At 30.4% G+C, this 23769-nt stretch carries 25 protein-coding genes; 12 read left to right on the forward strand and 13 right to left on the reverse strand.

Going from position 1 to position 23769, the window contains the following annotated elements:
- Nucleotides 1–8 precede the first annotated feature (8 nt).
- Nucleotides 9–722, reverse strand: coding sequence for a dipeptidase PepE (pepE, locus tag ABNT14_RS06335; protein WP_101901566.1), 714 nt, complete (start codon nt 720–722; stop codon nt 9–11).
- Nucleotides 723–848: 126 nt separating this feature from the next.
- On the opposite strand from pepE, the gene ABNT14_RS06340 reads away from it, so the two are divergent.
- From ABNT14_RS06340 to ABNT14_RS06355, 4 genes are all read left to right on the forward strand, one after another.
- A complete protein-coding gene (locus ABNT14_RS06340) occupies nt 849–1682 on the forward strand; it encodes a carboxypeptidase-like regulatory domain-containing protein (RefSeq protein ID WP_348719325.1) in 834 nt (277 codons plus the stop codon).
- Nucleotides 1679–2491 carry a carboxypeptidase-like regulatory domain-containing protein gene (locus tag ABNT14_RS06345; protein WP_101901562.1) on the forward strand — a complete coding sequence of 271 codons (813 nt, stop codon included), beginning with the start codon at nt 1679–1681 and terminating at the stop codon, nt 2489–2491. Before ABNT14_RS06340 ends, ABNT14_RS06345 begins: the two co-directional genes overlap by 4 nt.
- Before the next feature lie 62 nt (nt 2492–2553).
- Complete coding sequence (locus tag ABNT14_RS06350) at nt 2554–3057, forward strand: DUF6702 family protein (protein WP_101901561.1); 504 nt, start codon at nt 2554–2556, stop codon at nt 3055–3057.
- Nucleotides 3058–3271: 214 nt separating this feature from the next.
- Nucleotides 3272–5497 carry a M1 family metallopeptidase gene (locus ABNT14_RS06355; protein WP_101901559.1) on the forward strand — a complete coding sequence of 742 codons (2226 nt, stop codon included), beginning with the start codon at nt 3272–3274 and terminating at the stop codon, nt 5495–5497.
- An 80-nt stretch (nt 5498–5577) separates the two neighbouring features.
- Here the strand turns inward: ABNT14_RS06355 and ABNT14_RS06360 are convergent, their stop codons facing one another.
- The 5 genes from ABNT14_RS06360 to ABNT14_RS06380 all read right to left on the reverse strand — a co-directional run bounded on the left by ABNT14_RS06360 (nt 5578) and on the right by ABNT14_RS06380 (nt 9671).
- Entirely contained in the window at nt 5578–6012 is a 435-nt protein-coding gene (locus ABNT14_RS06360; protein WP_101901557.1) for a nuclear transport factor 2 family protein, read from the reverse strand.
- A gap of 1 nt (nt 6013) precedes the next feature.
- Nucleotides 6014–6967: an AAA family ATPase gene (locus ABNT14_RS06365; RefSeq protein WP_101901555.1), complete on the reverse strand. Its 954-nt coding sequence runs from the start codon at nt 6965–6967 to the stop codon at nt 6014–6016.
- Nucleotides 6968–7074: 107 nt separating this feature from the next.
- Nucleotides 7075–8454, reverse strand: a complete 1380-nt coding sequence (locus tag ABNT14_RS06370) for a peptidylprolyl isomerase (protein ID WP_234984966.1) — start codon at nt 8452–8454, stop codon at nt 7075–7077.
- A complete protein-coding gene (locus tag ABNT14_RS06375) occupies nt 8417–9268 on the reverse strand; it encodes a hypothetical protein (protein ID WP_101901553.1) in 852 nt (283 codons plus the stop codon). The genes ABNT14_RS06370 and ABNT14_RS06375 overlap by 38 nt, the downstream gene beginning before the upstream one ends.
- Before the next feature lie 121 nt (nt 9269–9389).
- Nucleotides 9390–9671: a DUF493 family protein gene (locus ABNT14_RS06380; RefSeq protein WP_101901551.1), complete on the reverse strand. Its 282-nt coding sequence runs from the start codon at nt 9669–9671 to the stop codon at nt 9390–9392.
- Between the two features lie 111 nt (nt 9672–9782).
- Here ABNT14_RS06380 and ABNT14_RS06385 point away from each other — a divergent pair, with 111 nt between their 5' ends.
- The 5 genes from ABNT14_RS06385 (at nt 9783) to ABNT14_RS06405 (ending at nt 14311) form a co-directional block, all read left to right on the forward strand.
- The gene (locus ABNT14_RS06385; RefSeq protein WP_101901549.1) at nt 9783–10313 is read left to right on the forward strand and encodes an AAA family ATPase; all 531 of its coding nucleotides are present in this window, start codon (nt 9783–9785) and stop codon (nt 10311–10313) included.
- A 3-nt stretch (nt 10314–10316) separates the two neighbouring features.
- Nucleotides 10317–12203 carry a RecQ family ATP-dependent DNA helicase gene (locus ABNT14_RS06390; protein ID WP_101901547.1) on the forward strand — a complete coding sequence of 629 codons (1887 nt, stop codon included), beginning with the start codon at nt 10317–10319 and terminating at the stop codon, nt 12201–12203.
- 24 nt (nt 12204–12227) lie between these two features.
- On the forward strand, nt 12228–13172 hold the full coding sequence (gene fmt, locus ABNT14_RS06395) for a methionyl-tRNA formyltransferase (protein WP_200809362.1): 945 nt from the start codon (nt 12228–12230) through the stop codon (nt 13170–13172).
- A 183-nt stretch (nt 13173–13355) separates the two neighbouring features.
- A complete protein-coding gene (locus ABNT14_RS06400) occupies nt 13356–13631 on the forward strand; it encodes an HU family DNA-binding protein (RefSeq protein ID WP_101901545.1) in 276 nt (91 codons plus the stop codon).
- A gap of 101 nt (nt 13632–13732) precedes the next feature.
- Nucleotides 13733–14311, forward strand: coding sequence for an NAD(P)H-dependent oxidoreductase (locus ABNT14_RS06405; protein ID WP_101931004.1), 579 nt, complete (start codon nt 13733–13735; stop codon nt 14309–14311).
- Nucleotides 14312–14356: 45 nt separating this feature from the next.
- Here ABNT14_RS06405 and ABNT14_RS06410 read toward each other — a convergent pair whose 3' ends face one another.
- Nucleotides 14357–15535 carry a THUMP domain-containing class I SAM-dependent RNA methyltransferase gene (locus tag ABNT14_RS06410; RefSeq protein WP_101901543.1) on the reverse strand — a complete coding sequence of 393 codons (1179 nt, stop codon included), beginning with the start codon at nt 15533–15535 and terminating at the stop codon, nt 14357–14359.
- Between the two features lie 112 nt (nt 15536–15647).
- Here ABNT14_RS06410 and ABNT14_RS06415 point away from each other — a divergent pair, with 112 nt between their 5' ends.
- On the forward strand, nt 15648–16373 hold the full coding sequence (locus ABNT14_RS06415; RefSeq protein ID WP_101901541.1) for a class I SAM-dependent methyltransferase: 726 nt from the start codon (nt 15648–15650) through the stop codon (nt 16371–16373).
- Nucleotide 16374: 1 nt separating this feature from the next.
- Nucleotides 16375–17052 (forward strand): ZIP family metal transporter, encoded by a 678-nt coding sequence (locus ABNT14_RS06420; protein ID WP_101901540.1) that lies wholly within the window; start codon nt 16375–16377, stop codon nt 17050–17052.
- A 59-nt stretch (nt 17053–17111) separates the two neighbouring features.
- Here the strand turns inward: ABNT14_RS06420 and ABNT14_RS06425 are convergent, their stop codons facing one another.
- Nucleotides 17112–17672 carry a hypothetical protein gene (locus tag ABNT14_RS06425; protein ID WP_101901538.1) on the reverse strand — a complete coding sequence of 187 codons (561 nt, stop codon included), beginning with the start codon at nt 17670–17672 and terminating at the stop codon, nt 17112–17114.
- A gap of 119 nt (nt 17673–17791) precedes the next feature.
- Here ABNT14_RS06425 and ABNT14_RS06430 point away from each other — a divergent pair, with 119 nt between their 5' ends.
- A complete protein-coding gene (locus ABNT14_RS06430; RefSeq protein WP_180947666.1) occupies nt 17792–18424 on the forward strand; it encodes a 7-carboxy-7-deazaguanine synthase QueE in 633 nt (210 codons plus the stop codon).
- A gap of 74 nt (nt 18425–18498) precedes the next feature.
- On the opposite strand, the gene ABNT14_RS06435 is transcribed toward ABNT14_RS06430, so the two are convergent.
- The 5 genes from ABNT14_RS06435 to rluF all read right to left on the reverse strand — a co-directional run bounded on the left by ABNT14_RS06435 (nt 18499) and on the right by rluF (nt 23736).
- Nucleotides 18499–19455 carry an acetyl-CoA carboxylase carboxyltransferase subunit alpha gene (locus ABNT14_RS06435; RefSeq protein WP_101901536.1) on the reverse strand — a complete coding sequence of 319 codons (957 nt, stop codon included), beginning with the start codon at nt 19453–19455 and terminating at the stop codon, nt 18499–18501.
- 90 nt (nt 19456–19545) lie between these two features.
- Complete coding sequence (locus ABNT14_RS06440) at nt 19546–20445, reverse strand: DMT family transporter (protein WP_101901535.1); 900 nt, start codon at nt 20443–20445, stop codon at nt 19546–19548.
- Complete coding sequence (locus ABNT14_RS06445) at nt 20432–21517, reverse strand: LptF/LptG family permease (protein ID WP_101901533.1); 1086 nt, start codon at nt 21515–21517, stop codon at nt 20432–20434. The genes ABNT14_RS06440 and ABNT14_RS06445 overlap by 14 nt, the downstream gene beginning before the upstream one ends.
- Nucleotides 21518–21528: 11 nt before the next feature.
- On the reverse strand, nt 21529–22659 hold the full coding sequence (gene tgt, locus ABNT14_RS06450; protein WP_101901531.1) for a tRNA guanosine(34) transglycosylase Tgt: 1131 nt from the start codon (nt 22657–22659) through the stop codon (nt 21529–21531).
- A 93-nt stretch (nt 22660–22752) separates the two neighbouring features.
- Nucleotides 22753–23736 carry a 23S rRNA pseudouridine(2604) synthase RluF gene (gene rluF, locus ABNT14_RS06455; RefSeq protein ID WP_101901529.1) on the reverse strand — a complete coding sequence of 328 codons (984 nt, stop codon included), beginning with the start codon at nt 23734–23736 and terminating at the stop codon, nt 22753–22755.
- Nucleotides 23737–23769: the final 33 nt, after the last annotated feature.

Raw genomic sequence — 23769 nt, forward strand, 5'->3', positions numbered from 1 at the left:
GTGATTTATTAAAATAAATTCATTCTATGAATCTTTGTGTTTGTATTTAATTCTATTGGTTCTTTATCTTTTTGAAACAAGCGTGCTGATAAATTTCCTTTTAAAATAATTTCATTTCCTATTACCGCTAACCAGCTTCCTTCTCTCAATCCTAAAACGGGTGTTTCATTAAAAACATGGTATTCTTTGATACGAGTTTCACGAGTTTCGCCCATATGAGTTGAGTTTTTCAGAGGATCTAAATAATGAGCATTAATATTAAAAGGAATCAAATTTAAGGTATTAAAACTCGGCGGATATACAATAGGCATATCGTTGGTATTCATCATTGTTACGCCACAAATATTACTTCCTGCGCTGGTTCCTAAATAAGCTGTTCCCTTTTCTACAACATTTTTTAAAGTATCAATTATATCGTTTTTATATAATTGATTTACCAATTCAAAGGTATTTCCTCCTCCTGTAAAAATTCCTTTTGCTGCTTTTAAAGCTTCCTTCGGATTTTCAAATTCATGGATTCCTTTTACTTTTTTATCAAGCTTTGCAAAATATTTTTTGGCAATATCGGTATATTGGTCATAAGTAATTCCACCAGGGCGTGCGTAAGGAATAAATAAAATAGTATCGGTATCTTTAAATAAATTAATAAGGGCTGGTGTTATATATTCTAGGTATCCACTTGCGTGAACAGTCGATGTGCTTGCTATTATCATGTTTTTCATAAGTCAAATTAACAAAAATTTACCATAGCATTACAACATTTTTAAGACAATTAGGTAGTTTATTTGTAATATGAAGTGTTTTTGATGATTTTTAAAGATAAAAATAACCAGTGTTCAAAAAGATATATGAAAAAAAAATACCTGTTAATTTTATTCCTTTTTAGTGTTATTAAAGTTGCTGTTTCTCAAGAACAGCAAAAAACAGTTCGAAAATTTTTATACGGAAACCTTAAAGATGCTATTGGAAACCTATATAATGCGCACATCATCAATTTAACCACAAAACAAGGAACTTTTACCAACCAAGCTGGTGAATTTAGAGTTTTAGCAAGCGTAAATGATTCTTTAAAAATATCGTTTGTTGGTTATAAATCAATCCGTATTAAAGTGAGCGCAAATCATTTTGGGATTCAAAAAAACAGCTTTATTTTAAGTAAAGAAACTTTTGAACTAGACGAAGTTACCTTAAAAAGACATCAATTAAAAGGGCGTTTATTTAGCGATTTAAAAGAAATCCCTACAAATTTTGAGGCGATAAAATCAAAAAAAGCAGTAGATTTTTCAATGATTGATTTTAACCAAATTGTTATTTCAAAAATTGATGCAACAGCGCGTATCAAAGCGCCTGACATGAGAAAGCAAGTTGATCCTACAGCAAGGTTTGAAGGTGTTTCTACTAAATCAGGAGCAGGAATTGACCAATATGCCGCCGAAAAAAGAAGACTTCGAAAAGAAATTCAATTTAAAGAGCATTTCCCTAAAATATTGCTATCGGAATTTGGTGAAAAATTCTTTTTTATCGAGTTGAAAATCCCCAAAGAAAAATACCATCACTTTTTAAATTATTGCAATTATTTAGGTATTGAAGAATTATACAAAAAAGGCAGGATTTTAGAAATGCTTAAAATACTTCAACAACAAAGTGACAATTATTTAATAATTTTAAATTCAGCAGAATGAAAAAAATCGTTTATATCTTGTTTTTAGTACTTTTTTGTTTAAAAATACAGGCGCAAAAACAACAAATACCTCGAAAATTTTTATACGGAAGCGTGAACGATAAAATTACCACTATTTATAATGCGCACATCATCAATTTAACCACAAAACAAGGAACTTTTAGCAATCAATCGGGGGAGTTTAGAATTTTAGCTAAAGTAAATGATTCTTTAAAAATATCGTTTGTTGGCTATAAATCAATCCATATTAAAGTGAAAACAAATCATTTCGGGATTCAAAAAAACAGCTTTAAACTACATAAACAAGCCTATGAACTAGATGAAATAACACTTAAAAAAAATGATTTGCTAGGCTTTTTATCCTCCGATATTAAAAATATAAAAACAACAGCTCAAATAAATGCGACAACATTAAACCTGCCTTATGCGGGCTCTAAACAACTAACACCCGCCGAAAGAACGCTGCAAACAGCTATGGGAGGAAGTAAGCCTTTTACCTTTGGTTTGGCGAATGTAATTTCGTTAGACTACATTATAAACACCGCTTCTGGCAGAATAAAAAAGCTTAAAAAACTAAAAGCCATCGAAAGTTTAGAGGTAAAAGTAAATAAGATAAAAAACAACTATTCGGCGGCTATTGTACAAGAATACAAGATAAAAAAAACAGACATTTATAAATTTATTTATTATTGTACTTCGGATGAAAAATTTGAAGAAACCTATCACGCTGGCGAAATAAATATGATTTTATTTTTAAAAAAGAAGGCCGAAAAATTTAAAAAATTAAACTTAAACGATTACAAAGAGTAAAAAAGAGTAATTTGGCGCATTTATCAGTATAAAAACATCAAAAAATAAACTTAAAAAGATACATGAATAAAAATATCATAAAAATAAGCCTGCTTTTTTTTATCCTTCCACTACTCGCTTTTAGCCTTCATAAATACTATATTTCATTAACTGAAATTAGCTATCAAGAAGAAACAAAATCAGTACAAATGATTATGAATGTTTTTATGGACGACATAGAAACAGCTATAAACAAAGATTATAATGTCGATTTACAATTAACATCAAACAATGAGTTAAAAAATGTTGACTCGCTTTTTGTTAACTATTTAACAAAAAATTTTAAGATTAAAATTAACAAAAAACAGGTTACTTATAATTTTATTGGTAAAGAATACGATGGTGATATTGTATATTTTTATTTAGAAACAGAACATATAACAAGTATAAATACTATTGAAATAGAAAATAACATGTTAGTTAAGTATTTTCCTGAACAACAAAATTTAATAAAAGCTTCTGTAAAAAAAGAACGTAAAAGTTTATTTTTAGATAAAAAAAACAATAAAGGCTTATTAAAATTTTAAGATTATTTTTAGTATTTGACTTAAATTTAGTTATTTATAGCTTGATTTTAATAATCTAAATATTTTATACGGATAAAAAACAAATAATCATCTTTTATATACAAATTAAACAGGCTATAAAAGGTTTGTTAAAGTTTTAAAACTAATTTTCCTACTACTCAAATTTCAGTAACTTACCGCGATAATTTAAAATTTAATAATTTAAAAAAAGAAAATGAAAAAATATTCTACACTACTATTTTCAGCTCTTTTTGTATCTGCATCACTATTTGCACAAACAACAAATAAAGAGCCTCAAAAAGGTCATATTGATCAGAACAAATTTCGTCAATTAAAAAACGTATTAGCTACACCAAACGACCAACACACAGCATCAGGAGCTCCTGGACATCAATATACCCAGCAAAAAGTTGACTATGTAATGAACTTACATTTAGACGAAGCTGCTAATAAATTATATGGCGATCAAACAATTACCTACCATAACAATTCTAAAGATAATTTAGACTATTTATGGGTGCAATTAGATCAAAATATGCGTGCTCCAGATTCTAAAAGTCCGCTTTCGGAGTCTAAAAGAGCAAGTATTTTTCAAACTCCTGAAAAATTTGTAGCAAAAAACTTAGAAATTTCTAAAGATTTTGGATTCAAAATAGAAGAAGTAAAAAATGAAAATGGCAATGATTTATCATACACTATTAATCGTACAATGATGCGTATTAATTTACCAAAAGCATTAAAATCGGGCGAAGTTTTTACTTTTAAAATAAAATGGAACTACCTAATTAATAATTCTGTTGATGACGGTGGGCGTTCTGGTTTTGAATTATTTCCTGACGGAAACAAAAACTATACTATTGCGCAATTTTTTCCTCGTTTAGCGGTTTATGACAACGTTGAAGGTTGGCAAAACATGCAATTTTGGGGCCGTAGTGAATGGGCACTAGAATTTGGCGATTACGACGTTAAATTAACCGTTCCTGCCGATCATATTGTAGATGCTACTGGTCAATTACAAAATGAAAAAGAGGTGCTAACCAAAGAACAACGTAAGCGTTTTACAAAGGCTAGAAAATCGTATAAAAACCCTGTTTTTATTGTTACCCAAAAAGAAGCGGAAGCAAACGAAAAAGGAAGATCTACCAAAACAAAAACATGGCACTTTAAGGCAAATAACGTACGTGATTACGCTTTTGCTTCTTCAAGAAAATATATTTGGGATGCCATGGCTGTAAAAATAAATGGTAAAAATATTATGGCGGTTTCTTTGTATCCAAAAGAAGGAAACCCTTTATGGGAGCAACATTCAACAAGAGTTGTGGCCAATACTTTAGAAGAGTATTCTAAAATGACTTTTGATTATCCGTATTCAAAAGCAATTTCTGTTCATGCAAAAAAACAAGGAATGGAATACCCGATGATTTGTTTTAACTACGGACGTCCTAATGCCGACGGAACCTATTCTGATAGAGTTAAAAACGGAATGATTGGTGTTATTACCCACGAAGTTGGGCATAACTTTTTCCCGATGATTGTAAATTCTGATGAACGTCAATGGACTTGGATGGACGAAGGTTTAAATTCTTTTGTTGAAACCTTAGCCGAATTAGACTACGACCCAAACTTCAATACGGGTAATTTACCCAAAGACATTGTGCGTTATATGAGTTTAGATCAAAGCAGATTATCGCCAATTATGTCGCAGGGTGATTACGTAAAAAACTTCGGTCCAAACGCTTATACAAAGCCTGCCGCTGGTTTATATATGTTACGTCATACCATTATGGGACCTGAATTATTTGATTATGCTTTTAGAACCTACGCTAAAAGATGGATGTTTAAACACCCTACGCCTGCTGATTTCTTTAGAACTATGGAAGACGCTTCTGGTATGGATTTAGACTGGTTTTGGAGAGGTTGGTTTTATTCAACAGATTATACTGATATTGCAATAAAAGAAGTAAAATCGTTGTTTTTATCAAACAAACCAAACGAAAAAACGAAAAAACTACAAGAAAAATATCCTTCTTACTTTGCAGGCTTAGGTAAATTAGTTTTTTTAACTACCGATAAAAAAACTGCAAATTCATCGGAAGTAGAAAACTATATTAATAGTTTATCTGCCGATAAAAAAGCACGTTTAAAAGCATTACCAAAGTATATGTATCAGGTTGAATTTGAAAAGCCAGGAGGTTTACCAATGCCAATTATTATCGAATTAACATACGCTGATGGCAGTAAAAAAAGAGAAACTTTTCCTGCTCAAATTTGGATGAATAATGATCAAAAAGCATTCCGTGTTTTTTCTTCGGATAAAGAAATAAAAAGCTTTGTAATAGATCCTGATTTAGAGACTGCTGATATTGACACTACAAATAACAGCTGGCCTAAGAAAAAAACAAGTAAATTTAACCGCTTTAAAAATAAGGCTAAAAAATAATTTTGATATTTTTCTTAAATATTATAAAATTAAAAACCCGCTTTTAAAGCGGGTTTTTAATTTTATAAATAGCTAATTTATTAACAAGAAGTATCTGCTATAATTTTCCATTGATTTTTTATCTTCTTAAAAATAATCATAAAAACACCCTTGGCATTCCCTACTTTTCGGGTTAAATGGTATTCGCCCATTACAAAATAAGCACCGTTGGCTATTTTTGAAATATCATTTACTTTAAATTTTAAAACTCCTGAATGCGCTTTTGTTGGATAGCCTTTTTTATAGTTCGATAGGGTTTTGTTCCACCCATAAGTAAGCCCGTTACTGCCGTAAAATTTTAGAGAATCACTTTTCCAATAACCCTGCATATAGCCTTCTAAATTATGGTTTGACCAAGCGGTTTCTTGGGCTTTCATAACGGCTAAAATTGCTTTTTTTTCTACTTTTTCTGACACTTCCTTTTTACAAGAAAAACTAATCAGTAATAACAGTGTTGCTATAAGTACTTTTTTCATCTTAAAATAATGATTTTATAATTTGTTCAATAGTAATTCCTTCGGCTTCGGCTTTGTAATTTTTAACAATTCTGTGCGATAATATTGGTACTGAAACTGCTTGAACATCTTCAATATCGGGCGAAAACTTACCTTTTATAGCTGCGTATGCTTTAGCGGCTAATATTAAATTTTGTGAAGCTCTTGGTCCTGCTCCCCAATCGATATATTTTTTAACTAATGGCATTGCTTTTTCCGATTTCGGGCGTGTTTTAGCCACCAAACCAACGGCATATTCAATAACATTATCGGCTACTGGAATTTTTCGAATTAAGTGTTGCATTTCAATAATTTCTTGAGAAGAAAGAATCGAATTTACGGTTGGTTTATTTGTTGATGTGGTATTTTTTACCACCTGAACCTCTTCTTCAAATGTAGGATATTCTAAATGAATAGAAAACATAAACCTATCTAGTTGGGCTTCTGGCAACGGGTATGTTCCTTCTTGCTCTATCGGGTTTTGGGTGGCTAACACAAAAAATGGCAGGTCTAATTTATAGTGATTTCCAGAAATAGTTACTGATTTTTCTTGCATTGCCTCTAATAAAGCTGCTTGAGTTTTAGGCGGTGTACGGTTAATTTCATCAGCTAAAATAATATTAGAAAAAATAGGTCCTTTTATAAATTTAAACTGACGGTTTTCATCTAAAATTTCGCTTCCTAAAATATCCGAAGGCATTAAATCGGGTGTAAACTGAATACGACTAAACTGTAAACCCAATACTTCCGATATGGTATTTACTAACAGTGTTTTTGCCAATCCTGGCACACCTATTAAAAGAGAATGACCTCCACAAAAAACAGATAATAGCGTATAATCAACAGCGGTTTGCTGCCCAACGATAACCTTACCTATTTCTTGTTGTAATTGACTGAATTTTTTAACTAAATTATTTACAGCGGCTACATCTGACATAGAATAAATTTTTAATTTACGTATTTCAAAAATAGTGTTTTAGAAACTATTAAAAAACAAGAATCCCGCTAAAGGCGGGATTCTTGTTTTACTAAAATTAATAGGGATTATTTATGTTCTTTTTTCCAATCTTTTTTAAAGACACACTTTTTATAATCACCTGATAATTTGATATAGGTTTCTTGTATTTTTTCTTTAGACCACTTGGTAATTTTTTCTTCTTTTTTCTTCGCCAAGGCAAATTCTTGTAGTTTTACATAGTCATCTACTAGATTTGCTTTATGTGTTTGTGTTTTTGTTTTTAATAAAATCACTTTATACATTTTTTTACCCTCACGAGTTTCATCATAATGAATATCTGATAAATCTCCTTGATTAAGCTCGCTAATTCTACCAAATAATTCTGGTGCCATTCTAGTTAATTCAAAAGTAGTTTCTTGTGTATATGGATTAATTAATAACCCGCCATTGTTTTTAGTTTCTTCTTCTTCTGAATATTTTTTCACAGCATCTTCAAAAGTTATTTTCTTTTCTTTAATATCTTTTACAATATTTTGAATAGCTTGTTTTGTTTCTTTTAATTTTTCATCAGCAATTTCTGGCTGTAGTAATATATGAGAAACCTCACGTCCGTTACCTCTTATTTTATTTAGTAAAATAATATGATATCCAAAAGGTGATTTAAAAGGTGCTGATATTTGTCCTTCTTCTAATGAAAAAGCTACTTCTTTAAATTCTTTTACAAAGTTAGTTTCTTTGGTAATAACCCCCATGTTTCCGCTGTTTTGAGCAGCACTTGGGTCTTCAGAATTTATAATTGCTTTTAATTTAAAACTAGCACCGTTTTCAACTTGCTTTTTAATTTCATTAAGCTTATTAATAACGCGTTCTATTTCTTGCGGTGTTGGTTCTGCATTTAAAACTAATTGCGCTATGGATACTTGCGCAGGAATTTCTGGCAATTCATTTTTATCATTTAATCCTTTAAAATAAACACGTATTTCTTCTGGAGTTACATCTACTTTTTCAGTAATCTTTAACTGCTCCTTTTCAATAAGAATATTTTCTTTTTGTACCCTAGCTAATTCTTTTTTAAGGTCTTCTATATCGTTAAAACCATAGGCTTTAATTACCTTTTCTTCACTTCCGTATTGGTTGGTAAAATAAGAAATACTTCGGGCTACTTTACTATCAACATCTGATTGAGCAACGACAACACTATCAATAACTCCATGGTGAGCTAATAATTTTTGTTGCATTAATTCCTCTAACATTTCACAGTTAGAAATTTTTATCTTCCCTTCACTTCTAACCTCAACTTCTTGTTTAAATTTATCAATATCAGAATCTAAAACAATGTTTTTACCAACAACGACAGCCACACCATCAACTTTGTTTTGTTGTGCATTTACAGTTCCTAAACCTACCAAGAAAAAGGTAAATAATAGACTAGTATTCTTTAAAGTTTTTATTTTGAATTGCATCATTTATCAAGGTTTTTTCTATCTCTCTAATTAATTCTAATTTTCTTTTGTGTAAAATTATTTGCTTAATCCTAGGACTTACAAATATTAAAGGGGCACTCGCATTTTTTGGCAACCTCTTTTTTACAGCCACCAAATATACTCCTAAACTATCTTCTTTTTGTATGTATTTTGAAATTTTTAACAAACTTTGCTTAGTTTGCAACTGAAAAGGAGGTATTATTTTAGGTAAATATGAAAAAGGCACCCACGTTGAGTCTTGTAATCGATATGATTTAAAGTTTAACAAATAACGCTCTAATTCTTCTCGGTCTGCTTGTTTTGATGATTTAAAATTTTTAATAACTTCTGATTTATCTAAAAAATCTTTTCCGAAGTTAATATATTCAAACTGTAAAATTTCTTCATCTAATTTAAAATTATCTTTATTTTTATAATAGTACGATTCTATTTCATTCATAGCTACAACAGTATCTAACTGTTGTTTTATTAAACGCTCTTTATATCCATTTATATATAGGCTATTTTTATAATTATGAACTAAAATGGCTATTTTTTTACTATTTAGTTCCGATATATTTTCTTCTGCCTTAGCGAGTAATAGTTGTTCTTTTGCCCATGAATAAATAAACCCTCGTGCCATAACAACACTATCTTTAGGGTTTATATCTTTTGGTAATAACTCTTCAATATCTTTTTTATAAATATTTTTATTGTAAACCGTTGCTATAGGTTTATACTCTTGTGATGCCTTTTTTGTTTTTAAACTAATAAAATCACAAGAAACAATAAATAAAGCTATAAAAAAAAATAGCATTATTTTTTTACTGATTATATATTTTTTAAAACTCACTTAAATACACTTACTTTTATTTTTACTTATTTTACGATTTGCAACAATTTATTGCCTTAAATTCTTAAACGCTTATTTTTTTATATTATAATGAAATTATACCTTTAATTATGTCTGCTTTTTTATAATAAGCTATTACCTCTTCGGCACTTTCAACATTTAAAAAAATAGAAAGACTGTTATACTTACCTGTCTTTGACTGTTTCGTTTTAATTACTGCACCGCCTTTATTAAATACTTCTTTTACTTCTTCAGCCTGATTTTCATCTGTAGGTACAATAAATTTGAATAAATATTTATTCGGAAATGTTGTTGTGTCTTCTAATTGTCCTTTCAATTTAATATAGAATGCTTCTCTATCTGACATAATACTTAACTTTTATAGTTTTTAAAATTAATTTTTCATCATTTAAAAATGATATGGCACAAAATTACACTATTTATTACATTTATAAATTGAAACTTATATTTTTGCACCATGCAACAAAAAATAGTTTTAATAGGTGGTCCTGGTACAGGCAAGTCTTCAATTTTAAACGAGTTTATAAATCTCGGTTATAATTGTATGCCTGAAATTTCGAGAGAAGTAACGCTAAGGGCCAAAAAAGAAGGAATAGAGCAATTGTTTTTAGAACAACCTTTGCTTTTTAGTGAAATGCTACTACAAGGTAGAGAACAACAATATTTAGATGCTGAAAAGAATGATGCAGATGTCATTTTTTTTGACAGAGGAATACCAGATGTGCATGCGTACATGAATTATTTAGGAAGTGAATATCCGCCTATTTTCAAACAAAAAAGTGGTCAGTATTTATATACTAAAGTATTTATGTGCCCACCATGGAAAAGTATTTATAAATCTGATAATGAAAGATATGAAACCTTTGAACAAGCAGTCGAGATTGATGAATTTTTAAAAAAATCATACCTAGAAATTGGTTATGAAATTATAACTGTTCCTTTTGGAACTGTAAAAGAACGCTGCGATTTTATTTTACAATCGATTTAAAAAATGTATGAAAAATCGATAGAAATATTAACGCATTACTGGAAGCATAAATCTTTCAGAACACCTCAACAAGAAATTATAACGGCTGTTTTAAACAGCAAAGATACCATCGCCTTGTTACCTACGGGCGGTGGAAAATCTATCTGTTTTCAAATTCCTGCATTAATTAACGATGGGGTTTGCATTGTTATTTCGCCACTAATTGCCCTAATGCAAGACCAGGTAGATAGCCTTGTTAACAAAGGTATAAAAGCTACAATAATTCCTTCAGGAAGTTCTCAAAACGAAATAATTACACTTTTTGACAATATTCGCTTCGGAAAAATGAAATTTTTATACATTTCTCCCGAACGTTTACAGTCGCGTTTTATTCAAGAAAAGATAAAACAACTAGATGTTAATTTAATTGCCATTGATGAGGCGCATTGTATTTCAGAATGGGGACACGATTTTCGTCCTTCGTATCAAAATATTGCTATTTTAAAAGAACTACAACCAAAAGTTCCTTTTATCGCCTTAACAGCAACGGCAACTAAAAAAGTGGTGAACGATATTATTGTTTCGTTAAAACTTGATACCCCTAAAATTTTCAAAAAATCATTTTACCGAAAAAATTTAGCCTATCAAATTTTTCAAACCGATGATAAACTTCGCAAACTAAATCAGATTTTTACCAAAACAAAAGGCTCGGCAATTATTTATGTAAACTCAAGAGCCAAAACAAAAAATATTGCCAACTATTTAAATGCAAAAGGATTTAAGAGTTCTTTTTATCATGCAGGCTTAACAATTCAAGAAAAAGAACGTGCTTTTGATAATTGGATGACCGAAAAAACACCCATTATAGTTGCCACAAATGCCTTTGGAATGGGAATAGACAAGCCAAATGTTCGGGTGGTAATTCACTTAAACCTTCCTGGATCTATCGAAAATTATATTCAAGAAGCTGGACGTGGCGGGCGTGACGGAAACAAAGCTTTTTCAGTGGTTTTAAACAATCTGAATGACATCAAAAAAAGCACTGATTTATTAAAAAAATCACTTCCTAATATTGCTGATATAAAATTGGTTCATCGAAAATTATATCAGCATTTTCAAATTACAAAAGGCGAACTGATTGAAACACCTTTCGATTTTAATTTTCTAGAATTTTGTACAAAATATACATTTACTGCCACTAAAACATATACTATTTTACAAATATTAAATAGCAATGGCATTATTGAATTAAATACTAATTTTCAAAAGAAATCAAGCATTTATTTTATCGTTTCAAGCAAACAGGTAGTTTTATATTTGCAACAAAATCCATCAGCAAAAAAATTCGTACAAACGCTTTTGCGTTTATACGGCGGAGTTTTTGAAAACCCTGTAAAAATTAATGAATTTTATATCGCCAAAAAAATAGGTATTACCTCTGAGCAAGTTATTAAAGAATTAGAACGAATGCTTGAAAAAAATATACTTGAATATAAAAAAGCAAGTGATAATTCTGAATTATTTTTCTTACAGCCAAGAGAAGATGATAAAACAATTAACAGAGTTTTAAAAAATATTGAGCTGTATTTAGTTCAGAAAAAGAAAAAACAGCAAGATTTAATTCATTTTTTAAAAAATAATGACCTTTGCAGAAGCGTACAACTATTAAATTATTTTAATGAAGACGCAACCAATAAGTGTGGTATTTGCGATGTTTGTCTGCAACATAAACAAACGTTTTATATTAATCCGAAGCAAATTATAAACTTATTAAACAAAAAAGATGCTTTAACTGTTAATGAAATAGCTACAGCGCTGTATGAAAAAGAAGCTAACATTTTAATACTTTTACGAACGCTTTTATCCGAAGAAAAAATTAGCGTTACTAACAACAAATATTTTTTACTATAATTTTCACTATAAACTTGACTATAAATGAGAGATTTACGCATCGTTTTTATGGGAACGCCTGATTTTGCGGTAACCATTTTAAAACACCTTATCGAAAATGATTATAATGTAGTTGGCGTAATTACTGCAGCAGATAAACCTGCTGGTAGAGGTCGTAAACTAAACCAATCTGCTGTTAAAAAATATGCACTTTCTCAAGAGCTTCCTATTTTACAGCCTACAAATTTAAAAGATGAAGCCTTTCAGGCTGATTTAAAAAAATGGAATGCTAATTTACAGATTGTCGTTGCTTTTAGAATGTTGCCAAAAACAGTTTGGGCAATGCCTGAATTTGGTACTTTTAACCTACACGCTTCTTTATTACCTGATTATCGTGGCGCCGCTCCTATTAATTGGGCTATTATTAATGGCGAAACAACCACAGGTGTTACTACTTTTTTTATTGATGATAAAATAGATACAGGTGAAGTTATTTTACAAAAATCGGTAGCTATTAAAGATGATGAAATTGTTGGACAGCTACATGACCGATTGATGAATTTAGGTGCTGGTTTAGTTGCTGAAACCCTAGATTTAATTGCCACAGGAAATGTTCCTACTACAAAACAACCCGAATTAGAAGAAAAGCCCGCACATAAACTGTTTCCTGATAACTGTAAAATAGATTGGTCTAAATCTTTAAATGATATTTACAATCATATCCGTGGATTAAACCCATATCCTGCCGCTTGGACAAACATAAAAAATGGCGATACTGAAATTTTAACTAAAATATACGGAACAACAAAAGAATTTGCCGAGCATAATTTAGCCAATGGAACTCTTGTTTCTTCTAAAAAAGAATTAAAAATTGCTGTAAAAGATGGGTATCTTATTATTAATGAAATTAAAATTTCAGGTAAAAAATTAATGGATGCTAAAAGTTTATTAAATGGTTTTCAATTTTCTGAAGATGCAAAAGCGCTGTAAGCCTTTATACATAGGCTTTAGCCATTTTTAACGAAAAATAAGTAGGGTTATTAACAATTTAAGGAATGTTATTAACAATCGACTGTTTTTTTACTCTAAAAACTTGCAAGGAACTGCATTCCTACTATATTTGTTGAGCTATTAAGCGAAAAACAAAAATTAATTTTTAAAAATATTAAAATTATGAACAAATCAGATTTAATTGATGCAATGGCTGCTGATGCAGGAATTTCTAAAGCTTCTGCTAAACTTGCATTAGACTCTTTAACTTCTAACGTTACTACTTCTTTAAAAGCTGGAGAAAAAGTTGCTTTAGTTGGATGGGGAACTTGGTCTGTTTCTGAAAGAGCTGCTAGAACTGGTAGAAACCCTCAAACAGGAAAAGAAATTCAAATTGCTGCTAAAAATGTAGTGAAATTTAAGGCAGGTGCTGGTTTAAGCGATTCTGTAAACAACTAAGAATTTTTCTTAAATATATTTTAAAACAGCATTTAGGCAACTAAATGCTGTTTTTTTTGTTATTGATTTTTATACTTTAGTATTATTCTAAAACAATGATCATGAAACATGTTTTAATTATTAACGGACACCCAGATAAACAGAGTTATAATTACGCATTATCAGAAGCTTATTTAAAAGGTGCTAGTAAAACAACGGCGGTTTTATCTCAAATTAATATTGCAGATTTAGATTTTAACCCGAATTTAGCCTTTGGATATCGTAAAAGAACCGAACTAGAGCCCGATTTATTAATCGCTATTGATAAAATAAAAAAAGCAAGCCATATCGTATGGATATTCCCGATGTGGTGGCAAGGCGCTCCTGCTATTATGAAAGGATTTATTGACCGTACATTTTTGCCTGGTATTACCTATCAACCTATAGAAGGAAAACCATTTCCTGAAAAATTGTTAAAAGGAAAATCGGCAAGAATAATTATTACAACCGATACGCCTCGATGGTATGATTTTTTAGTGATGAAAAGCCCTGCACTACGTCAATTTAAAAAAGGAACTTTAGAATTTTGTGGTATTAGCCCTGTTAAAATAACCTATATTTCACCCATTAAAAATGCAAGTATTTCGTTTAGAAAAAAATGGCTAGAAAAAATAACCCTGTTAGGTGAAAATCTAAAATAAAAAATCCGAAGTAAAATTACTTCGGATTTTATTTATTATATAATATTAAGCTTCTCTTTCAGAATCAAAATCATTTTTAATTCTTTTACTTCCTTCATAAAGTTCGTACTTTACAAAACGACAATCTAAATCGGCATTTTTAAGCGGTATTCTTTTTGAAGTTCGTAAACCAACATGTTTTAATGCTTGTATATCTGAAGTAATTAACCATGCCATTGAGCCTGGATAATTATGCTTTAAAGTATCTCCAATTTTCTTATAAAACTCCTCTGTATCAATATTTAAACGTTCTCCATAAGGAGGATTAAATAAAATAGTAGTGTTTCCAAATACCTCTTTCTTAGAATTGAAAAAGTTTACGTGGTGAATTCCTATAAATTCTTCTAAATTGGCATTAATAACGTTCTGTTTTGCTTTGGTAACTGCTGAAGGTGCTTTGTCAAACCCCATTATTTTAAAATGAGAACTTGTAATTTTTTTCAACAAAGCATCTTGAATTACAAAATATAAATCTTCATCGTAATCTTTCCAGTTTTCAAAAGCAAAATGCTTACGATTAATATTTGCAGGAATGTTATTAGCAATCATTGCTGCTTCAATTAAAATAGTCCCCGAACCACACATTGGGTCAATAAAGTTTTCATCACCTTTATACCCCGATAACAATACTAATCCTGCTGCTAAAACCTCGTTTATTGGCGCAATATTGGTAGCACTTCTATATCCTCTTTTGTGTAATGAATCACCAGAAGAATCTAACGAAATTGTTAACCATTCGTTATGAATATGTATGTGAATTTTAACATCAGGATGTTTTAAATCTACATTCGGACGCTTTTTATATTTATTCACAAAATAATCAGCAATCGCATCTTTCGATTTTAAACTAATATAATGTGAATTTGTTGTAAAATTCCTAGAATTTACAACTGCTCCAATAGCAAAAGTTCCATCAACATCAATATATTTATCCCATTTTACACGCTGAATTGCCTCGTATAAATCTTCCTCATCAAAAATTTTACTTTTTTTAATTGGTTTTAAAATACGAATTGCTGTACGCAACGCAATATTTGCTTTGTACATAAACCCTGTGTCTCCTTTAAAAGAAACATTACGTATTCCTTCTTTAACGTCTTGGGCACCAAGCTTTCTTAGTTCATCTGCTAGTACACCTTCTAAACCTGCCATTGTAACGGCAGTCATTTTAAAATCTTTCTCCATATAATTGTAAAATTTCGGTACAAAAGTACAGCTAATTTTGGGTTGATAGGAATCTTTTCTTGTTTCAATCTAAAAAACATAAGATTTATGTATTTTTGCAGACTTTATACTTATGAAAACAACAGACTGGTTTACTTCTTGGTTCGACACAACTTATTATCACACATTATACAAGCACAGAAACGATGCCGATGCACAGTTTTTTATGCGCAATATAACAACATTTTTACAACTCCCTAAAACAAGCCATATTGCTGATTTAGCTTGTGGTAAAGGACGACATTCGGTTTATTTAAACTCGCTTAATTACAAAGTAACAGGTGGTGATTTAAGTAAAAATAGTATTGAATACGCCAAACAGTTTGAAAATGAAACACTCAATTTTGAAGTTTGGGATATGCGTGATACTCTAGAACACAAATACGACGCTATTTTTAATTTATTTACCAGTTTTGGCTATTTTGATGACGACATGCAAGATATTGCTATTTTAAAAAGTGTTAAAAATGGCTTAAAGAAGCAAGGTGTATTCGTTTTAGACTTTTTAAATGTTGAAAAAGTAAAAAAATCATTGGTTAGTGCAGAGGTAAAAACCATTGATGGCATTGAATTCAATATTAAAAGAGAAATTAAAGATGGTTTTATTTTAAAACATATTTCTTTTATTGCTGATAAAAAACAACACCACTACACCGAGCAGGTAAAATTTTTAACCCTTGATAAAATGGAACTGTATTTTAAAGAAGCTGGCTTAAAATTAAAGCATGTTTTTGGTGATTATGCTTTAAATAAATTTGATAAAAACACTTCGGATAGATTAATTTTGATTGGAGAATAGCATGAGTTATATATTATTAATTATTGCCGTTTTAATTGGCGCTTTACTCGTTTTAATATTAAAACCAAACAATAAACACGTTCGATTATTACTTGCCTTTAGTGGTGCTTATTTATTGTCGGTAACTATTTTACATTTACTTCCCGAGGTTTATATGCACACGCACAATGCTAAAAAAATTGGAATTTTAATTTTGGTTGGAATTGTTATTCAATCGATATTGGAATCTTTTTCAAAAGGAGCAGAACATGGGCATATTCATGTACATTCCGATAAATCACAATTTCCGTGGTTGTTGTTTATTAGTTTATGTATTCACGCATTTTCGGAAGGTTTGCCGATACATCATGCTGGCGATAATTTACTTGGGGCAATTATTGTACATAAAATTCCGATTGCTATTGTTTTAACAACTTTTTTATTACAAACAAATTATAGTAAAAAAACAATTATTTTCTTTTTAAGTATTTTTGCTTTTATGAGCCCTTTAGGTGTTTTAGTTTCTGATAAAGTAGCTGTTTTTAGCGATTATCACACAGAAATTACCGCTTTAATTATTGGGGTTTTTCTTCATATTTCAACTATCATACTTTTTGAAAGTTCTGAGAATCATAAATTTAACATAAAGAAATTTACAGCAATTATTTTAGGTGTTTTACTTACTATTTTTACACTTTAATTCTGATTTCATATATAAAAGTAGAGATGCGATAAATCGCATCTCTACTTTTTATGTTTTTAATTAAACCAGATTGTAAATGATTTAATTTTTGCTAAATCAGGTATTTGTTCAATACTTACTTTTTGAGTACTAAAATCTTTTAAACCTAAATCTTCCTTATCTAAAGAAATTGTAGCGTTTAAATCATCAATAAATAAGGTTACTGATAAAAATGAAGATTCTACTTTACTAATAGTATTATTTGCATTAATTTCTTGAAAAGATGAATTTACATTTAGGTCAGTAGCGGTTTTAAATCGTTTATCAAAAACCTCAATACTTTTAATTGTTGATACTGAATCTAACTGTTCTTTTGGTACAATTGTTAATAAATGCTTCCCGCCTTTTTCAAAAATTAAATATTTATCATCTTCTTGAAAAAAGTCGCTTCCCTTTGCTCCTTCGCTTAAAACTTTTACGATAGAATCATTTTTAAAAATTTCATCTACCTCTTTCATGGTTGTTTTGGTGGTTAATTCACCTACTTTTCCTTTAGAAATATCATATTTATTATTTTCGCACTGTATAAATATTACTGATATTAAAGCGATTATTAATGGTTTGATTATACTTTTCATCTAGTTTTTGTTAATTTTTAAAGTTAAAAGTTAGGTTTCCTTATTTTTTTATTGATAAATAACGTAAAAGTAACAAAAATGATCCATAAAATTTTAATGTTAACTATCTTTGCATCCTTATGTTGAAAAAAGAAGTACAAGAGTTAATTGATAAAGGACAAATGCTTCCATTAATGGAGGAATTTTATACTATTCAAGGAGAAGGATCGCACACAGGTACTGCGGCTTATTTTATTAGAATCGGAGGTTGTGATGTGGGTTGCCACTGGTGCGACGTTAAAGAAAGTTGGGATGCTAATTTGCATCCGCCAACCAAAACCGATATTATTGTTTCAAACGCTAAAAAACTAGCTAAAACCGTAGTAATTACTGGTGGTGAGCCTTTAATGTGGAGTTTAGATTATATTACAAAACAACTACAGGATCAGGGCATGAAAACACATATCGAAACCTCAGGAGCCTATGCTTTTTCGGGGGTTTGGGATTGGTTTTGCTTATCTCCTAAAAAAACAAAATTACCTACAAAACAATGCTACAAAGAAGCCGATGAGTTAAAAATGATTATTCATAATAAGAATGATTTTAAATTTGCGGAAGAACAAGCTGATAAGGTTGGAAAAAAATGCCAATTATTTTTACAGCCTGAATGGAGTAAAAAAGAAGCAATGACTCCGTTAATTATTGATTATGTAATGAAAAATCCAAAATGGCGTATTTCGTTACAAACGCATAAATTTTTAAACATTCCTTAAATAATTAATAAAAACAATAAAAAAAGCAACCTTAATAGGTTGCTTTTTTATTATAATAACTAAAAAACAGATTTTTATTTCTCATTATAAACTCCCATATCTTCGTATTTTTCCATACGTTGGGTAATTAATTCTGCTTCGCTTAAATCTTTTAATTCATCAAAAGCACTTACTATTTGTGCTTGTACAGCTTTAAAAGTACCTTCTCTATTTACGTGTGCTCCTCCTAATGGTTCTTCAATAATTCCGTCGATTAATTCTAATCGCTTCATGTCTTCTCCTGTTAACTTTAACGCTTCGGCAGCTTTTTGCTTATACTCCCAACTACGCCATAAAATAGAAGAACATGATTCTGGTGAAATTACCGTGTACCAAGTATTTTCCATCATATAAACCCTATTTCCTACACCAATACCTACGGCACCTCCTGAGGCTCCTTCACCAATAACAATGGTAATAACAGGCACTTTTAAACGTGTCATTTCTAAAATATTACGAGCAATAGCCTCTCCTTGCCCACGTTCTTCAGCTTCTAAACCAGGATATGCTCCTGGAGTATCTACTAAAGTAACTACAGGAATACCAAATTTCTCTGCCATTTTCATTAAACGCAACGCTTTACGATATCCTTCAGGGTTTGCCATACCAAAATTACGATACTGACGTGTTTTGGTGTTATATCCTTTTTGCTGACCAATAAACATAAACGACTGATCGCCTATTTTACCTAAACCACCAATCATCGCTTTATCATCTTTAACATTACGGTCACCGTGTAATTCCATAAAAGTATCGCCACAAATAGCCTTAATATAATCTAAGGTATAAGGACGATTAGGATGGCGTGATAATTGTACACGCTGCCAAGGGGTTATATTTTTATATATCTCTTTTTTAGTTTCTGCTAATTTTAGTTCAATCTTATTAGACGTTTCTGTAACATCAACATCGCTTTCTTCTCCTAAAGCAATACATTTTGCTAACTGATCTTCTAGTTCTTTTATAGGTAGTTCAAAATCTAAATATTCCATTATATATAGTTTGATTATATTTTTTGTTGTTTGTAAAAGCAAACATACTAAAAAATTGTAATTTTTAGCTTTTTACTTTTTTTAAAAAGATTATTTTTTAGTGAGTTTCTTTTTTACTTCACTCCTGTTTTTTAAAATTCCGTTGGCTAAAACAATTAGTAAAATAACCACTGCTCCGTAATAAAAAGCAGCACTCATTTGTTCTTTTTCACCAAATATTATTAAGGCTAAAATAATAGCGTAAACAGGTTCTAAATTTATGGTTAACATCACCGTATAAGGCGTTATATATTTCATCACTTTTACCGATGCAATAAAGGCATACGCCGTGCAAACACTACTTAAAAGTATTAAATACAGCCAGTCGTTTGTTGGTATCTGAAAAAAATCAATAGTAAATTCCTGGGTAAAAATCAAATATAAAGTGATGGCTAAAGCTCCAAATAATAATTGATAAAATGAAATAATATTTGCTTCATATTTTTTGATAAAAATGCCATTTAAAACCGCAAATAATGCCGATAAGAAAGCAGATATCAAGGCGTATATAATTCCTAAGGTATATTGACTTTCAAAATTAAAAATTAGGTATAAACCACCTATAATTAATAAGCCTAATACAATTTCAAGAATTGCTATTTTTCTTTTAAAAAATAAGGGTTCAATCAGTGCTGCAAAAAAAGCGCCTGTACTCATAGTTACTAAGGCTACTGATACATTTGAAACCTTTATAGCTTCAAAAAAAGTAACCCAATGAACGGCAATAATTACGCCTGAAATAGCAAATTTTAAAAGTCCTTTTTTATCAACTTTAAAGGATATGTTCTGAAAAAAAAAATAAATAGCTATAAAAACCACCGCCAAACACATTCGATACCAAACTAAGGGTATTGAATCTATTGAAATTAACGCACCAAGTATGGCGGTAAAACCCCAAATAAATACAATGAAGTGTAAATGAAGATAGTTTTTTAACTTATTTTCTTCCATTCAAATATAAATAAAGTGAATACGCACCAAAAACCATATTTGGTACCCACACATTTAGTAAGGCGTTTGCTCCTGCCACTGCTCCTAGTACCTCTGCGACCTTTAAAAAGAATACATAAAGAAACATTAACGAAATACCTAATGCTAAATTAGCCCCTATTCCTCCTCGAGTTTTCTTGTATGCCAAGCCTACCGCAATTAAGGTTAAAATATAACAGGCTATTGGTAAACTGGTACGTTTATACAGTTCAACCAAATACATATTTAAGTTTTTAATACCTCTATTTTTAGACATTTCTATAAATTCTATTAGTTCTGGCGTTCGCATTTCTTGAGCCATTACATTTTTATAGTTAAAGTCTTTAGGTGTAAAAGTAAAGGTGGTATCTACATTGTTTCCTGAAAAAATACTATCACGATCTTTAAATATTTTTCTTAACTTCCAGTTATAAAGTTTAAAAGTACTGTCTTTTTCACTCCAATTAATATTATCAGCCGACAGTTGCTGTTTTAATTTAATACCATCGTAAATTTCAGTGGTAAAGTTATAACCTGTATTTCTTTTTAAATCAAAACTTTGAAGATAAATATACGTACTATCGTTTAACTGTAAGCTAAACTCTCTAATAGTATGATCGGAATATTTTCGTTTTTTTAAATAGGTTCTTTCAAACTTCTTTCTAGTTTTACTACTCGATGGCACAAAAAAATGATTCATCAATAAAGCCACCGAACACACAATTGTTGCTCCTATAAAATAAGGATATAAAAATCGGGTAAAAGATACTTGTGATCCATTTATAGCGACAATTTCGGTGTTGTTTGCTAGTTTTGAGGTAAATAATATTACCGCAATAAATAATGCCAAGGGCATAAATGTATTGGCATAGTAAATAATAAAATTTACATAATATTCATTTACAACCTCAAAAAATGTTAAGGTTTCTTCTCGTAAAAACTTGTCTATTTTCTCGGCAATATCAATAGCTACCGCAATAGGTATTAATATTAATAAGGTGAATAGAAATGTTGCCAAAAAACGCTTTAATATGTACCAATCAAGTATCTTCAAAAAAAAATATTTTATAAACGGTTATCCATTTGTTTGATCATTTTATCTTTCCATTGTACAAAATCACCAGCAATAATATGCTTTCTAGCTTCTCTTGTTAACCATAGATAAAACCCTAAATTATGAATAGACGCAATTTGCTTTCCTAGCATTTCTTTTGCCGCAAATAAGTGACGTAAATACGCTTTAGAATACATAGTATCTACATAGGTAATTCCCATATCATCAATAGGAGAAAAATCATTTTCCCATTTTTTATTTTTAATATTGATAGACCCATGTGCAGTAAATAACATTCCATTACGAGCGTTACGTGTTGGCATCACACAGTCAAACATATCAATACCTAGTGCGATATTTTCTAAAATATTAATTGGCGTACCAACTCCCATTAAATAACGAGGCTTATCTTCAGGTAAAATAGCAGTTACAACTTCGGTCATTGCGTATAACTCTTCGGCTGGTTCGCCTACTGATAATCCTCCAATGGCATTTCCTTCTGCTCCTACGGATGCGATATATTCTGCAGATTGTTTTCTTAAATCTTTATAGGTACTTCCTTGAACAATCGGGAAAAATGCTTGTTTATACCCGTATTTAAAAGGTAGTTTTTCTAGATGATTTACACAACGTGTTAACCAACGGTGTGTCATGTGCATTGAACGTTTTGCGTAGTTATAATCGCAAGGATATGGTGTACATTCATCAAAAGCCATGATTATATCAGCACCAATAGTACGCTGAGTTTCCATAACATTTTCAGGTGTAAAAAAGTGCATTGAACCATCAATATGGCTTTTGAACTTTACACCTTCTTCATTTATTTTTCTTCTTCCAGATAATGAATATACTTGATATCCACCACTATCAGTTAGAATATTTCGATCCCAATTCATAAACTTATGCAAACCACCTGCGGCTTCTAAAGTTTTTAATTTTGGGCGTAAATATAAATGGTACGTATTCCCTAAAATTATATCGGGGTTTATTTCATCTTTTAATTCAGATTGATGTACACCTTTTACTGTACCAACAGTTCCTACTGGCATAAAAATTGGTGTTTCAATTGTTCCGTGATCGGTAGTAATAACTCCTGCGCGGGCTTTACTTTTTGGGTCTGTTATTTTTAAGTCGAATTGCATAGGCGGCAAATATACGTTTATTTACTAAAAAATAAACGTGTAAGGTCTTTTTAGGTTTTTTTTAGCTATTATTTTTTATTTATAAAACAGGCTTTATTTACGTCTTCTTGCTGCTGATTTAGCCCTTGCATGTGCTTTTGCAGTTCGTATGGTTTTTGGCGATTTTTTTCTAAAAGCAGCACTTTTTTTATTAACTTGCTCTTTATTATCTGTTTGTTTTGCTTTTTTCGCTTGTTTTACCTGTCCTTTTTGACCTGATTTATTTGCTTGACCTACTTGATTTTCTTCCCTTGCCCGCTTGCTTTGTTTCAACTTATTCCTCTTAAAATCAGAAGCTTCTTCAGTTTTTGATGAACTAGAAATCATTTGATTAATTTCGTTCATTTCCTTTTCGGTTAACTCACGCCAATCTCCAGATTTTAAATTTCCTAAAGAAACATTCATAATACGATTACGCTTTAATTTAGTTACCTCGTACTCTAAATATTCACACATTCTACGGATTTGACGATTTAATCCTTGGGTTAAGGTAATTTGAAATATAAAATCTGTTATTTTTTCAACCTTACATTTTTGAGTTACCGTTCCTAACATCGGTATTCCGTTACTCATTTTAGCAATAAATTCATCTGTAATTTTTTTATCAACAGTCACAATATATTCCTTTTCATGATTGTTTCCTGCTCTTAGTATTTTATTAACGATATCGCCATCGTTGGTTAAAAAAATTAACCCTTCCGATGGTTTGTCTAAACGACCAATTGGAAATAACCTGTCAGGATGCCCTACAAACTTTACTATATTATCTTTTTCTCGACTATCGGTAGTACAAACAATGCCTACGGGTTTATTTAAAGCGATATAAAGTGTTGTTTCTTTAACTATTAAACGTCGACCATCAACCCGAACATCATCTCCTTTAGAAACTCTATTACCTAATTGTGCTACATTTTTATTGATTGTAACTCTACCTGCGTTAATAAATTTTTCAGCATCTCTACGAGAACAAATCCCTGTACTACTTATAAATTTATTAAGATTTACTGAAACTTTATTGTTTTTTTTTTGATTTTCCATTATTGCAAAGAAAAAGAAAATCCTCAAGTTTTA

The sequence above is a fragment of the Tenacibaculum dicentrarchi genome (assembly GCF_964036635.1).
In the GTDB taxonomy this organism is placed as follows: Bacteria; Bacteroidota; Bacteroidia; order Flavobacteriales; family Flavobacteriaceae; genus Polaribacter; species Polaribacter dicentrarchi.

Excerpts from the sequence above, each read along its gene's own strand:
- tgt (WP_101901531.1), bottom strand. The coding sequence starts at position 22,659 with ATGCAATTCGACTTAAAAATAACAGACCCAAAAAGTAAAGCCCGCGCA.
- ABNT14_RS06375 (WP_101901553.1), bottom strand. The coding sequence starts at position 9,268 with ATGCTATTTTTTTTTATAGCTTTATTTATTGTTTCTTGTGATTTTATT.
- ABNT14_RS06340 (WP_348719325.1), top strand. The coding sequence starts at position 849 with ATGAAAAAAAAATACCTGTTAATTTTATTCCTTTTTAGTGTTATTAAA.
- ABNT14_RS06430 (WP_180947666.1), top strand. The coding sequence starts at position 17,792 with ATGTTGAAAAAAGAAGTACAAGAGTTAATTGATAAAGGACAAATGCTT.
- ABNT14_RS06380 (WP_101901551.1), bottom strand. The coding sequence starts at position 9,671 with ATGTCAGATAGAGAAGCATTCTATATTAAATTGAAAGGACAATTAGAA.
- ABNT14_RS06415 (WP_101901541.1), top strand. The coding sequence starts at position 15,648 with ATGAAAACAACAGACTGGTTTACTTCTTGGTTCGACACAACTTATTAT.
- fmt (WP_200809362.1), top strand. The coding sequence starts at position 12,228 with ATGAGAGATTTACGCATCGTTTTTATGGGAACGCCTGATTTTGCGGTA.
- ABNT14_RS06435 (WP_101901536.1), bottom strand. The coding sequence starts at position 19,455 with ATGGAATATTTAGATTTTGAACTACCTATAAAAGAACTAGAAGATCAG.
- ABNT14_RS06410 (WP_101901543.1), bottom strand. The coding sequence starts at position 15,535 with ATGGAGAAAGATTTTAAAATGACTGCCGTTACAATGGCAGGTTTAGAA.
- ABNT14_RS06420 (WP_101901540.1), top strand. The coding sequence starts at position 16,375 with ATGAGTTATATATTATTAATTATTGCCGTTTTAATTGGCGCTTTACTC.
- pepE (WP_101901566.1), bottom strand. The coding sequence starts at position 722 with ATGAAAAACATGATAATAGCAAGCACATCGACTGTTCACGCAAGTGGA.
- ABNT14_RS06370 (WP_234984966.1), bottom strand. The coding sequence starts at position 8,454 with ATGATGCAATTCAAAATAAAAACTTTAAAGAATACTAGTCTATTATTT.
- ABNT14_RS06385 (WP_101901549.1), top strand. The coding sequence starts at position 9,783 with ATGCAACAAAAAATAGTTTTAATAGGTGGTCCTGGTACAGGCAAGTCT.
- ABNT14_RS06440 (WP_101901535.1), bottom strand. The coding sequence starts at position 20,445 with ATGGAAGAAAATAAGTTAAAAAACTATCTTCATTTACACTTCATTGTA.
- ABNT14_RS06400 (WP_101901545.1), top strand. The coding sequence starts at position 13,356 with ATGAACAAATCAGATTTAATTGATGCAATGGCTGCTGATGCAGGAATT.
- ABNT14_RS06425 (WP_101901538.1), bottom strand. The coding sequence starts at position 17,672 with ATGAAAAGTATAATCAAACCATTAATAATCGCTTTAATATCAGTAATA.
- ABNT14_RS06390 (WP_101901547.1), top strand. The coding sequence starts at position 10,317 with ATGTATGAAAAATCGATAGAAATATTAACGCATTACTGGAAGCATAAA.
- rluF (WP_101901529.1), bottom strand. The coding sequence starts at position 23,736 with ATGGAAAATCAAAAAAAAAACAATAAAGTTTCAGTAAATCTTAATAAA.
- ABNT14_RS06350 (WP_101901561.1), top strand. The coding sequence starts at position 2,554 with ATGAATAAAAATATCATAAAAATAAGCCTGCTTTTTTTTATCCTTCCA.
- ABNT14_RS06345 (WP_101901562.1), top strand. The coding sequence starts at position 1,679 with ATGAAAAAAATCGTTTATATCTTGTTTTTAGTACTTTTTTGTTTAAAA.
- ABNT14_RS06360 (WP_101901557.1), bottom strand. The coding sequence starts at position 6,012 with ATGAAAAAAGTACTTATAGCAACACTGTTATTACTGATTAGTTTTTCT.
- ABNT14_RS06365 (WP_101901555.1), bottom strand. The coding sequence starts at position 6,967 with ATGTCAGATGTAGCCGCTGTAAATAATTTAGTTAAAAAATTCAGTCAA.
- ABNT14_RS06405 (WP_101931004.1), top strand. The coding sequence starts at position 13,733 with ATGAAACATGTTTTAATTATTAACGGACACCCAGATAAACAGAGTTAT.
- ABNT14_RS06355 (WP_101901559.1), top strand. The coding sequence starts at position 3,272 with ATGAAAAAATATTCTACACTACTATTTTCAGCTCTTTTTGTATCTGCA.